Here is a 12058-nt window from a genome sequence, read left to right on the forward strand (position 1 = left end):
TGGCTTGCCAGCGATGGCGGCGCCAAGACCTACACATGAATTACAGAGACCCAGCATGAGACTGTCCCGCTTCTTTATCGACGCCCCCCTGAGCACCGGCGAGCACGAGCTGCCCGAAGCCCAGGCCCATTACATCGGTCGCGTGCTGCGCATGGCCGAGGGCGATGCGTTGCAACTGTTCGACGGTTCCGGCCATGAGTTTCGCGGCACGCTGGTGGAAGTCGGCAAAAAGCGCGTGGTGGTACAGATCAATGAACAGTTTGCCGGCCAGGTCGAATCGCCGTTGCAGATCCACCTCGGCCAAGGTTTGTCCCGTGGCGAACGCATGGACTGGGCGATCCAGAAAGCGACTGAATTGGGCGTCACGCAAATCACGCCGATCTTCAGTGAACGTTGCGAAGTGCGGCTCAAGGACGAGCGCGCCGACAAACGCCTGCTGCACTGGCGCCAGGTGGCGATCAGCGCCTGCGAGCAATGCGGGCGTTCACGGGTGCCGGTGATTCACCCACCGGTGCTGTTGGCCGATTGGTTGAAACAGACTGAGGCTGAACTGAAGCTGGTGCTGCATCCGGTGGCTGAGCCGTTGGTCAGCCATGCCAAGCCTGGGACGCTGGCGTTCCTGATTGGCCCGGAGGGTGGGTTGTCCGACGCCGAAGTCGAACAGGCCAAGGCCAACGGCTTTCATGCCGCCCGCCTCGGCCCGCGAGTATTGCGCACCGAAACCGCGCCGGTGGTGGCGTTGGCGGTGGCCCAACAGCTTTGGGGTGACTTCTAGGCAGCCATCGCTAGCAGGCTAGCTCCCACAATGAATTTTGGGTGTTCACCAGTTTCATGTTCACTGGAGATCTCCTGTGGGAGCTAGCCTGCTGGCGATAGCCGCGACTCGGTTTACAGGACATAAAAGAAAATCGCGACAAAGTGCAGCAAACTCCCGGCGATCACGAACAAATGCCAGACCCCGTGGGCATGGCGCAGGCGATGATCCAGGGCAAAAAAGATAATCCCCACGGTGTACAAAACCCCGCCCGCCGCCAGCCACGCAAATCCGGCACTGCCGAGCGCCGCCAGCAGCGGCTTGACCGCCACCAGCACGATCCAGCCCATCACCGCGTAGATCACGATCGACAGGATCCGCGCTTCCGACCTCGGCTTGATCTCCTGCAGTATGCCAATCAGCGCCAACCCCCAGACAATCCCGAACAACGTCCAGCCCCAGGGCCCGCGCAGGGTCACCAGGCAGAACGGCGTGTAGCTGCCGGCGATCAACAGGTAGATCGAAAAGTGATCAACCTTCTGCATGATCGCTTTCTTGCGTCCGCGCACGCTGTGGTACACGGTCGATGCGCTGTACAGCACCAGCAAGGTAAAGGCATAGATCGCCATGCTGACAATCTTCCACGGACTGCCGTCAAGGCTGGCGAGCACGATCAGCCACACACCGCCAACAAAGGCTGCCACTGCTCCGACCAGATGCGTCCAGGCGTTCAATCTTTCCCCGTGATACATCGCTTACCCACCTCGAAAATCGTTAAAGCACACTGCGCGCGTTCCTACACAAACCCACATGCGTGCACAATCGGGTTATTCCAAAAAGAGTCCACCCCATGTTGATCGATGAAGAGTTGACCCTGAAAAAACTCGAGGTGTTCCTGGCCTTCATGCGCACCGGCAACCTGGCCCGTGCTGCGGCCGAATTGCAGACCAGTAACGTTAGCGTACATCGGGCGATCCACTCCCTGGAAAGCGCCCTGCGCTGCCCGCTGTTCAAGCACGAGGGGCGCAACCTCACGCCGCTGGAAAGCGCCTACGTGCTGGAGGAACGGGCGCAGAAGCTGATTCAGGATGTCGTGGAAACCGTGCGCTTGACCCGCGAAGCCGCCGGGTTTTCCGCCGAGCGTTTCAAATTGGGCTCGCTGTATTCGCTGACGGTGAAGACGGTGCCGCAGTTGATCATGGGCCTGAAGATTCGCCGCACCGAGCTCAATATCGACCTGATCCTCGGCTCGAATTTCGACCTGCTGTACAAGCTCAAGAACATGGAGGTCGATGCGATCCTGGTGTCCCTGGACGACAGCATCAACGACCCGGACCTTGCGCATATCGAGCTGTTTTCCGACGACATCTTCCTGGCGACACCGGCCGATTCGAAATTTGCGCAAAGAAGCGAAGTCGACCTCGCTGAAGTCCGCGAAGAGACCTTTATCACCCTGACCCAGGGCTTTGCCACGCATCAGGACAGCAATCGGGTGTTCAGTCAGGCGGGGTTCGAACCCAAGGTGGCGATGCAGGTCAACGACATCTTCACCCTGCTGAGCATGGTCAGCTCGGGCGTCGGTTATGCGTTGCTGCCGGGCAGGATTGCGGCGGTGTACGAGAATCGGGTGAAGCTGATTCCGTTACAGGAGAAGTATCGGATGCAACAGCACATTGGCGTGGTGTTCTTGAAGGCCAAGGAGCGCGATCCAAATTTGCTGGCGTTGCTGGCGGAGTGCCGGATGTATGCCAACCGCCAAGCCTGAAACCGCGCCGCCGCCAATCGCCAGCAGGCTGGCTCCCACAGATTTTGTGTTGAACACAATATCTGTTCCAACAGATCACCCTGTGGGAGCTAGCCTGCTAGCGATGGCGCCAGCCCAGACAACTCAGAATCTGAAATCAGCCAACAATCCCCCGAACAATGAAGTACAGCAACGAAGGCCCCAGCAAGCATCCAAGCCCGGTATGGAAAGTCGCCGTCAACGCCCCATAAGGCACCAACCGCCGATCCGTCGCCGCCAGCCCCGCCGTCACACCGCTCACCGTGCCAGCCAAACCACCGAACACCATCGCCGAACGCGGGTTATCCAGGCCCATCCAGCGCGCCGCCATCGGCGTGCCGACCATCACCAGGATCGCCTTGATCAACCCGGTGGCAATCGACAGCGCCATCACGTCCGAGGTCGCGCCAATCGCCGCACCGGTCACCGGCCCGACGATGTAGGTCACCGCACCCGCGCCAATCGTGGTCATGCTTACCGCATCGCGATAGCCGAACACCCAGGCCATGCACGCGCCGACAATGAACGGCAGCACCGTGCCCAGCAGCAGCGCGATCACGCCGATCAAGCCGGCCTTGCGCGCTTCGGTGGCCTGCACTTCGAATGCCGTGGCGACGATGGCGAAGTCCCGCAGCATGGCGCCGCCCATCAGGCCGATGCCGGAGAACAGCGTCAGGTCCGCCAGGCCTTTTTGCCCGCCGGTCATGGTGCCGCCGACCCAGGCCAGCACCAGGCCGATGACGATGGCAATCGCCGAGCCATGAATGCGCCCGAAGGTCAGGCGCTTGGAAAGGATGACCGACACCCACATGATCACGCCGACGAAGGCGAATGCAGTAACCAGACCGTTGTGTTCCAGGCCTTTCTCGATGAGATCCCACATATCAGCGACCTCCTACAGGTGTGCCGACGGGGGAGATTTCCGCCGGTTCATCGGGCAAGGGTTCGCCTTTGTGGGTCCGGCTGATCAAGGCAATGGTGCAGCCGCAGACCACCACCGAACCGATCGCCGCCAGCACCGCCACCGGACCGCCGTGCAATGCGGTCACCACGTTCTGTTGCGCGGCCATCGCCACGACCACTGGAATGTACATGGCACCCCAGAAGCCCACGCCCATTTCGCAATCCTTGGTCATGCCGCCGCGTTTTTGCATCCACAGCCGCGCGCAGATCAACAGGATCATGGCGATCCCGACCCCGCCGACGTTGGATTTGACGCCCAGCAAGACACCGAGCATGTCTCCCATGATCACCCCTGCCAGCGTACAGATCGCAAGCAGCGCCACACCGTAAATAATCATTGTTGTCGTCCTCAAAGTGCATCGTCGAATGTTGTTCTTGTTGTTCGAAGCCTCAGGGTTGCTCTAAGGGTGGCGACTTCCCTCCTCACGCAACAGCGCCTGCAGGGTATCGAGCCGGGCACCGTCGAAAGCAATCACGGTGCCCTGTTCGAATACCCGGCGCGCCAGCCCGGTCAGCACCGCACCGGGCGGCAGTTCGATCTGTAGACGTACGCCACGCTCGTAGGCGCTTTGCACCGTGCCGCGCCAATCCACCACGCGGCACATGTTGAAGGCCAGGTCGTCGCGCAAGGCGTCAACCTTGATCACCGGCCGCGCGCGGCTGCCGCTCAGGTAGCCGATCTTCGGCGTTTGCAGCGTCACCTTGGCAAACGCTTCGGCCAGGGTTTGCGCCGGCACGTCCAGCAGCGGGCAGTGTGACGGCACACTCACCGCCAGACGCTTGGCCATCCCTGCCCCGCGCGCCTTTGCCAGCTCGGCCAGTGCTTTCATCCCAGCGTCACTGCCGGCTATCACCACCTGGTTATCGGCGTTGATGTTGGCCAGGTAAACCGGCGTATCGACGCTGTTAACCTGGGCCAGCAAGCCCTCCACCACAGCCAGCTCCAGGCCGATGATCGCGGTCATCCCGTAGCCCCGTGGATACGCTTGCTGCATCAACTCACCGCGCAGGCTGACCAGATGCAGCGCATCGCCGAAACCCAAGGCACCCGCTACCACCGCTGCCGGGTAGGCACCGATGGAAAGCCCCGCGACGTAATCCGCCGGCAATGACAACTGCTGTGCCGCCGCCACACCGGCGATCAGCAGGCAGAGCTGCACCGCCCTTGTCGATTGCAACGCCTGGGCAGAATCCAGCAGCCGAACGTCTTCACCCAACAGGTCGCTGGCTTCGATCAACATTTCCCGAGGCAAACCCTGGAGCATGCCCGGCCGCTGCGCGCCCTGACCCGGGAACACCAGCAAGCTGCTCACGCTGCCTGCTCCTGCGGGTTCCATGGGTCGGTGACCAGACAGGCTCCCGTTGCATTCTTGAACAGAACCCGAGGGGAAGAACCCGCCCATTCACGCAAGGCGACGGCGCCAAACGAGGTCTGCAATTGCATGTCCACCACACACGGCGCCGTATCGAACAATGCCACCAGCTCCCGGGCCTGATCACGCGCCAGCGGTTGTGGCGTGCGCAGAATCAAATCCAGATCGCTGGCTTCATGCATGGCTGCAAAGCCGCTGGCCAACTCGAAGCCGGCACTGCCGCTGACTCCCCAGACCCAACCGCAGGCATCGAGTACGGGGCGCAATTGAGCCAGGGCTTCAAGCGCCGGCAGGTCACGGTGGGTCTCGACGTGACAAAGTTCTTCTGGACTGACACGACGGGTTATCACCGCAATCGCCATCGACGTCCCATAACGCTGCTCACGCAAACGGCCACGCACGCCGACCGCAATCCGCTCCGCCGTCGACACCGCACGACGCACCACCACCGGTTGCCCCGCGCCGATCGACTCGACCGCCCAGGCAGGCGCATCCACGGGCAGCTGCCGAGGGGTCATGCCCCAGAGCAGGTCGTGAGCCAGAAACCGGCTCACCACTGCGCTCTCAGCAACTGGCGGACCTTGCTCGAGGCCGCCCGATTGGTCGCCCCGAGGCGAGCGCTCAGATCAGTGCCCGTGTGCGCGACATCGCCAATTGCCTGGGTCAGGCACTCGGTCACCCGTGCCAGATCCGAAGGGGTTGGCTGTTCGATCTGCTGCACCGACAAGGTTTCCCAGAGCAAGCCGAGGCTGGCATAGCTGTCGATGTCATAGGCCATCGGCGGCACGCTGGCGGCCAGGGCTTCCAGTTCTTCGACACTGCGCAAAGTCACCCGCGCCGCCGAAGCCTTGCCCATAGCGTGCACCATCACGCCCGGATCACGCAGGGCGATCAGCCGATTGGCCTGATAGCCATGAGCGAGAAAAGCCCCGGACATGGCCTTGCCCACCAGCAGACCGATAACGGCATGACCTGCCAGGCGGGCGCGGGCATAACTGTCGGCGGCACCGGCCAGCGCCTGGTGGATGCCGAGCGCTTCTTCGCGGCGGCCGTAGGCCTGGCTCGGTACATCGACGATGGCGATCAAGGCGCGTTTTTGCGGCTTGTCCTGATCGGCTGCAATGACATCGTCCACCGCCTTGGCCAGGCCCCAGCCTTCGAGCAACCCGACTTCACCGTTGCGGGCGCGGACGAAACGGTTATCGGGGTCGGCCACCACGACGATAAACCGCGCGGGTTGTTCACCCAAGCATCCATCAGCCACTTTCAGCGAGGCCGGCAAACCGTCGACCGGCCTGGCATCGCGGCTCAAGGCGTTGAACCAATTCAAGCCCCTCAGGGAATACGAACTCATGCGCGGTCTCCTTGATACAGGTCGCGAACCGTGGCCGGTTCGATTTGCGGTTCGGCATCCAGACGCGCCAGCCGTTGCAGAAACAGCGCGGCCTGGGCACTGCGATGCTGCGCGGGCAAACCCTGCTTGAGCAATTCGCCAACCTGCCGGCGAATCTGCGCCACGTCATCCTCGGCGTAGCGATCCACCAGCCCCGTGGCAAAACGTTGCTCGCCTCCGGTCAGGCTCCAGATGAAGGGGCGATCCCTCGAGTCGTACTCCTCGAGCCCCGCCTCCTGTTCGATCACCTGCGGACCGTTCAGGCCCAGGCGCGCTTCCTGAGTCACCAACAGGTAGCTGCACAACCCGGCGGCGATCGACATGCCGCCGAAGCAACCGACACTGCCTGCGATGACACCCACCACCGGTTGGTACTGACGCAAATCAACGATCGCCGCATGGATATCGGCAATCGCCGCCAAGCCGAGGTTGGCTTCCTGTAAACGCACACCACCGGTTTCCAGCAGCAGCACGGCGCGGGTCGGAATGCCCTTGCGGTTGTCCTCGGCGGCCAGCTCCAGCGCGCCAGCAATTTTCGCCCCGCCGACTTCACCGAGACTGCCGCCCTGGAACGCCCCTTCGATGGCGGCGATCACCACCGGCAAACCGGCGAGGCTGCCCTTGGCGATCACCACACCGTCGTCTGCCTGAGGCACCACGCCCTGGCGCGCCAGCCACGGCGACATGATGCGTTGAAACGGATCGAGCAATTCGCGGAAGGTGCCGGTATCAAGCAAGGCTTTCGCCCGTTGCCGGGCACCGAGTTCAACGAAGCTGTGTTTGTTCAGAGGCGCTGCGCTGTCAGTCATGGCCGATCTCCTCGAAGCCCTGTTCCAGACGCAGGCGTACCACGCCGGGGGTGGCGCCGAAATCGTGGATGTCGATGTCCATGGCCGGCGGGGTCTGGCCGTCGAACATCCGCGCGAACAGGTGCTGCCAGCGTTGTTCGCTGCCATTGACCGAGGTCTGTACGGTGATGCTCAGCTTGCCGGGCTGACCCGGCTCGATCAGCACTTCCAGATCGCCCGAGCCGACACAACCCACCAGCGTGCGGCCGCGTGGCGGCTGCCCGGCGGGGAATTCAAAGGATAAGGTTTCCATCAAAAAGCTCCCTGAATGATGCCGTCGCCGGACTCGATGCGGTCGATGAACAGGCAGGCTGCGAGCAAGTCGGCAGCGCCGCCGGGCGAGGCATTCAACGCGATTAATTGTTGGTCCAGCTCATGCAATCGGCGGCGACCGGCGAGGCTGGCACTGCCACCGACGTCGAGCACGGCCTGGGCGCCGAGCTGCATGGTGCTCAGGCCCTCTTCCCCGGAGCGGTACAGCACGCAGGTGTCGGCCAGGTTCGTCATGATCGCCAGCAGCGCATCGAGCCGGGCGTTCTGTTCGCCATGGCCGGCGGCGCGACTGCGCTTGAGTTGCGGCAGCGCGCGTTGCGTCACCGCCGGGAAGCCGAGTTGCGCTTCCTCACGGGCACCGCGCGCGCCGTAGCGTTGGGCGACTTGCGCGCCGTGGCTCAGTGGGCGCGGTGCATAACGGTCCTCGAGCAAGGCCAGCCGTGCCGCGCGCAAGGCGATGGAGCCGGCGGCGGTGGCTTGCGGCTCCAGCGCAACCGCGGCGACCAGCAGGCCCAGCGCCCAGATGGCCCCACGATGGGTGTTCACGCCGTTGGTGGTGGCGAGCATCGCTTGTTCGCCTTCACGACCGATCAGGCCAATGGCCTCGCGCAGCGGAAATCCGATCTCGCCCAACTCGATAGCGGCTTCAGCCATTTCCTTGAAGGCCGGCCACAGGGCCAGCGCCGAGGCGTGCATCAGCCCCAGGTGCAGATCGGTGTGGGCGCCATTGCCGCGACGGTCGACCAGCGCCGGTTTCGGCGACAGGTCGGCTTCGTCGATCAGCGCGTCCACCGCCAGGTCCGCCAGGCGTTCGGCCAGGCTCAGGGTTTTCGGTTGCAGGTTGAGTGCGTGCATTACCAGCTCCTGAACTTGGCGGGCGGGTTGTAGAGGCCACCGGACCACTCCACCAGATCAGCCACGCTTTTGGCGGCGAGCAATTCGCGGGTGGCGTCGGTGCGGCGGATGCCGAGGTCTTCGGGCAAGGCGATCAAGCCTTCGCGGCGCATGCGCGCGGTGTCTTTCGGGTTGTGGCGCAGGCCGATGGCGGTCACGCCAGCGACGGCGGCGATCATTGCCTGGCGTTCTTCCAGGGTCCGGGCCTTGTACAGATAGGCGATGCCTTCTTCGGTCAGCAGGTGGGTGACGTCGTCGCCGTAGATCATGATCGGCGCCAGTGGCATGCCGCTTTTCTTCGCCACGTCCACCGCGTCGAGGGTCTCGACGAAGGTCGGCTTGCCACCTTCCTGGAACGTCTCGACCATTTGCACCACCAGTTTCTTGCCGCGTTCGAGCATCGGCTCGGCCGCGTCGGCGTGGCGCATGTCGAGCCAGGCCGGCGTACCGTGGCGGCGACCGCGCGGGTCGTGGCCCATGTTCGGCGCCCCACCGAACCCGGCCAGGCGACCGCGGGTCACGGTGGAGGAATGGCCATCGCCGTCGACTTGCAGGGTGGCACCGATGAACAGGTCCACCGCGTATTGCCCAGCCAGTTGGCTGAACATCCGGTTGGAGCGCAGGGAGCCGTCTCGCCCGGTGAAGAACACATCGGGCCGGGCGGCGATGTAGTTTTCCATGCCCAGTTCGGTGCCGAAGCAATGCACGCTTTCGACCCAGCCGCTTTCAATCGCCGGGATCAGGGTCGGATGGGGATTGAGTGTCCAGTTGCGGCAGATCTTGCCCTTGAGGCCAAGGGATTCGCCGTAGGTCGGCAGGATCAGCTCGATGGCGGCCGTGTTGAAGCCGATGCCGTGGTTGAGCGACTGCACGTTGTGTTTTTCGTAGATCCCGCGAATCGCCATCATCGCCATCAGCACATGCACCGGCTTGATGTGCCGGGGGTCACGGGTGAACAGCGGCTCGATGTAGAAAGGCTTGTCGGCCACCACCACGAAGTCGACCCAGGAAGCCGGGATATCCACACGCGGCAGGTCGCTGACATCGTCCACCAATTGGTTGACCTGGACGATGACGATGCCGTCGCTGAAGGCGGCCGGTTCGATCAGCGCCGGCGTGTCTTCGGTGCTGGGGCCGGTGTAGATGTTGCCGGCGCGGTCGGCCATGAAGCCGGCGCTGAGCACCACGTTGGGAATCAGGTCGACCACCAGTCGCGCATAAAGCTCGATGTAGGTGTGGATGGCGCCGATTTCCAGCAGGCCGTCTTCGAGCAGTTGGCTGATGCGCAGGCTCTGGGTGCCCGCGAATGAGAAGTCGAGCTTGCGCGCAATGCCGCGCTCGAACAGGTCCAGGTGCTCGGAACGGCCGACGCTGGGCATGATCATGTGCAGGTCATGCAGCTTGCCGGGATCAACCTTGGCCAGCGAGCGGGAAAGAAAATCCGCCTGCTTCTGGTTGTTGCCTTCCAGCACCACTCGATCGCCCGGCAGAATCAACGCCTCCAGCGCCGCCACGATCTTGTCGGTGGGCAGCACCACACCGTCAGCCAGGTCTCGCACTTGCGCAAGGCGCCGCTGCTTTTCGCTGCGCCGCCGCGTCCATCGCGAGTCGGGGGATATTGTTGTTGTCATGACCACTCCACGGGTTCGCTGTCGTGGGGTCACAGTAGGAGTGTTGGGTGGGGGCATCAATCAAGCAGAGCGGTGGATTGTTACGGTCAAGTTAATGGTTGCCTTCACTGACCCCATCGCGGGCAAGCCCGCTCCCACAAGGTTCGCGTCGTACACAAAATTTGTGACCGACACGGTCACTGTGGGAGCGGGCTTGCCCGCGATGGCGTCAGTAAAGTCTCCAAAGTCTTGAGCCATGGAACATCACAGCTCAGTCATCTGCTCCTGCACTCGAATCAAAAGCTGCGAAGTACTTTCCAGCAACTGCACCAGCAACGCCTCATCTTCATCCATATAGCCTTCGTACTCCGCCAGATTTCGCCGCTCATGGCACAAAGCGAAAAGACGGACCTGAAGCTTGTTCGCATCGACGGTATGAACCAGACACTGGAAAACCAGGTAGCGCTTGTCGGAGCGATAGCCACTCAACCGCAGGGCAGTCAGCGCAATGGCGTGAGCAGCGTTGTAAGCCAGATCGAATCGACTTGCGAAGGAAAGAGAAGTGGTTTGTGCGTCCTTCAGTCGAGCGGTGGCCGAATGCATCAAGCCTTCGCATTCCTTGCGTTCCGGCGGCTCGACCTTCAACCCACCGCTACGTACCAGATTCTCCAGACTCTCGTTGCTGCCCATCCTTGGACTCCATTGGGCTCTCACCCATCAGATTGATCTTGTCCTGTTGCGCTACCCGCACGACGAAGCTGTTTTCAGCCTTTATTTTTGCGGCCCAGTCTTCGGGGGTGTAGAGCGTCGGGTTGATGGTGCGGCCCAATTGCTCTTCCAGGGGCAAGAGCCGTTCCATCACTTCACTGTAGTGCAGCCCTTTACCAATCAGCATGAGATCAATGTCACTGGATGCGTTGGCCTGATCCTTGGCGATCGACCCATAGACAAATGCCCAATCGAGCTGATCGGCGAAGGGCTGCAAGGCGTCGCGCAAAGGCTGTGCGATACCGAAGGTTTTGCGCGTGATACCCATAAGCTCTGTATAGATCGGGCAATCGGGATTGGCTTGATAGTGAGTCTGGTTGCCCTGTCGGGACATCGTCAGTACCCCCGCCCGTTGCAAGCGATCCAGTTCGCGCATGAGGCTGCCTTTGCCCACTTGAGCCCAGCGCGCGATCTCGTTGGCGTAAAAGCTTCGGTCGGGTTTGCCGAACAACAGGCCCAGCACTTTTTGCTGAGTGGTCGTGAACAAGGCTTCGCTGAGAGAGAGGTTTTGCACAGTGAGAACCAAAGAGTCCCAAATTGGGAACGATAGGTCCCTTTTTGGGAATCTTCAACCTTTGGACATCTTCGCCAGACGATGGGGTTTTGTGTTTAAACATTTGTCCGCAGAAACGGTGGAAGGCTACAACTCCTGACACCGCTGCCTACAGCAATGCCGGAACCCGCTGACTGGTGCGCTTTTGTGCTGATCGTTATCGTTTGGGTGTCGCTGCAAATTCAGCGACCGGGCCTGGAATCCCGAGGTGATAACGAGGCAAAAACGCCTTTCATAACGTATGCTTGCGCACCTTAATTGGGTGCACTCCGTTATGGCGGCTGTGCGCGGGAGACCTTTGCGTCTGCCGGGATTTGTCCGTTTGCCCGGGTTCCAGCCCGCGTACAGCTGCCACCCCTTCGCCTGGTAACCGAATGGAGCAGCTGAAACTCATTAAGCGGAGATTCAGTATGTTCAAAGTAACTCCCAATCCCCCAGAAACCGATCCCGAGTCCCAAGCTTCCTTCGAAGACGAGAAACTCAAAGAAGCCGCCGACCGCGCCCTCTCTCATTACTTCCCGTCACCTCACGAAAAACCCGCCAAGCGCCGAAAATTCCAGCTCTTCACCGTCTCTCCGGGCATCGGCACCGAAGCGCTTCTGGCCAATGCCTCCGAAGACCTGCTGTCCATCAGCGCCATTGCGGCCGATCTGGCGGACGATGTGGAAGGCTCACGTCGCTCTGTAGCCTTGGCGCTCAGCCGCATGGCAGATGGTGTGCATTTGTTGGTGGAGCGGGCGTTGGATCATCATGAGGCGTTGGCTCAGGCCAAGGTTTAGCCGTCAGGTTTTCGGTGGATTGTAGGCCGTCTTCGCGGGCAAGCCTCGCTCCTACAGTTTTATGTCG

The 12058-nt window shown here is 61.9% G+C and carries 15 protein-coding genes; 3 read left to right on the forward strand and 12 right to left on the reverse strand.

Annotation, left to right across the window (positions count from 1 at the left end; all coding sequences use genetic code 11):
- Window positions 1-55 precede the first annotated feature (55 nt).
- Window positions 56-775 (forward strand): 16S rRNA (uracil(1498)-N(3))-methyltransferase, encoded by a 720-nt coding sequence (locus tag PMI35_RS07740; RefSeq protein ID WP_008063449.1) that lies wholly within the window; start codon window positions 56-58, stop codon window positions 773-775.
- Between the two features lie 113 nt (window positions 776-888).
- Here the strand turns inward: PMI35_RS07740 and trhA are convergent, their stop codons facing one another.
- Window positions 889-1506 (reverse strand): PAQR family membrane homeostasis protein TrhA, encoded by a 618-nt coding sequence (trhA, locus tag PMI35_RS07735; protein ID WP_008063450.1) that lies wholly within the window; start codon window positions 1504-1506, stop codon window positions 889-891.
- 98 nt (window positions 1507-1604) lie between these two features.
- Here trhA and PMI35_RS07730 point away from each other — a divergent pair, with 98 nt between their 5' ends.
- On the forward strand, window positions 1605-2519 hold the full coding sequence (locus PMI35_RS07730) for a LysR family transcriptional regulator (protein ID WP_008063452.1): 915 nt from the start codon (window positions 1605-1607) through the stop codon (window positions 2517-2519).
- A gap of 136 nt (window positions 2520-2655) precedes the next feature.
- Here PMI35_RS07730 and madM read toward each other — a convergent pair whose 3' ends face one another.
- From madM to PMI35_RS07675, 11 genes are all read right to left on the reverse strand, one after another.
- A complete protein-coding gene (gene madM / locus PMI35_RS07725) occupies window positions 2656-3420 on the reverse strand; it encodes a malonate transporter subunit MadM (protein WP_008063454.1) in 765 nt (254 codons plus the stop codon).
- Between the two features lies 1 nt (window position 3421).
- Window positions 3422-3838, reverse strand: a complete 417-nt coding sequence (gene madL, locus PMI35_RS07720) for a malonate transporter subunit MadL (RefSeq protein ID WP_008063455.1) — start codon at window positions 3836-3838, stop codon at window positions 3422-3424.
- 63 nt (window positions 3839-3901) lie between these two features.
- Window positions 3902-4813 carry a malonate decarboxylase subunit epsilon gene (mdcH, locus tag PMI35_RS07715; RefSeq protein ID WP_008063456.1) on the reverse strand — a complete coding sequence of 304 codons (912 nt, stop codon included), beginning with the start codon at window positions 4811-4813 and terminating at the stop codon, window positions 3902-3904.
- The gene (locus tag PMI35_RS07710) at window positions 4810-5430 is read right to left on the reverse strand and encodes a malonate decarboxylase holo-ACP synthase (RefSeq protein ID WP_008063457.1); all 621 of its coding nucleotides are present in this window, start codon (window positions 5428-5430) and stop codon (window positions 4810-4812) included. Before PMI35_RS07710 ends, mdcH begins: the two co-directional genes overlap by 4 nt.
- Window positions 5424-6227, reverse strand: a complete 804-nt coding sequence (gene mdcE / locus PMI35_RS07705; protein ID WP_008063458.1) for a biotin-independent malonate decarboxylase subunit gamma — start codon at window positions 6225-6227, stop codon at window positions 5424-5426. Before mdcE ends, PMI35_RS07710 begins: the two co-directional genes overlap by 7 nt.
- Window positions 6224-7075, reverse strand: a complete 852-nt coding sequence (locus PMI35_RS07700; protein WP_008063459.1) for a biotin-independent malonate decarboxylase subunit beta — start codon at window positions 7073-7075, stop codon at window positions 6224-6226. The genes mdcE and PMI35_RS07700 overlap by 4 nt, the downstream gene beginning before the upstream one ends.
- Entirely contained in the window at window positions 7068-7367 is a 300-nt protein-coding gene (locus tag PMI35_RS07695; RefSeq protein WP_008063460.1) for a malonate decarboxylase subunit delta, read from the reverse strand. The genes PMI35_RS07700 and PMI35_RS07695 overlap by 8 nt, the downstream gene beginning before the upstream one ends.
- Entirely contained in the window at window positions 7367-8242 is an 876-nt protein-coding gene (locus tag PMI35_RS07690; protein WP_008063461.1) for a triphosphoribosyl-dephospho-CoA synthase, read from the reverse strand. Before PMI35_RS07690 ends, PMI35_RS07695 begins: the two co-directional genes overlap by 1 nt.
- Window positions 8242-9912 (reverse strand): malonate decarboxylase subunit alpha, encoded by a 1671-nt coding sequence (mdcA, locus tag PMI35_RS07685; protein ID WP_008063462.1) that lies wholly within the window; start codon window positions 9910-9912, stop codon window positions 8242-8244. Before mdcA ends, PMI35_RS07690 begins: the two co-directional genes overlap by 1 nt.
- Before the next feature lie 243 nt (window positions 9913-10155).
- On the reverse strand, window positions 10156-10581 hold the full coding sequence (locus PMI35_RS07680) for a hypothetical protein (RefSeq protein WP_008063464.1): 426 nt from the start codon (window positions 10579-10581) through the stop codon (window positions 10156-10158).
- Window positions 10544-11173 carry a hypothetical protein gene (locus PMI35_RS07675; protein ID WP_008063467.1) on the reverse strand — a complete coding sequence of 210 codons (630 nt, stop codon included), beginning with the start codon at window positions 11171-11173 and terminating at the stop codon, window positions 10544-10546. The genes PMI35_RS07680 and PMI35_RS07675 overlap by 38 nt, the downstream gene beginning before the upstream one ends.
- Window positions 11174-11622: 449 nt before the next feature.
- Between PMI35_RS07675 and PMI35_RS07670 the strand changes: the two genes are divergently transcribed.
- A complete protein-coding gene (locus PMI35_RS07670; protein ID WP_008063469.1) occupies window positions 11623-11991 on the forward strand; it encodes a DUF6124 family protein in 369 nt (122 codons plus the stop codon).
- Window positions 11992-12058: the final 67 nt, after the last annotated feature.

Source organism: Pseudomonas sp. GM78 (assembly GCF_000282475.1).
Lineage (GTDB): Bacteria > Pseudomonadota > Gammaproteobacteria > Pseudomonadales > Pseudomonadaceae > Aquipseudomonas.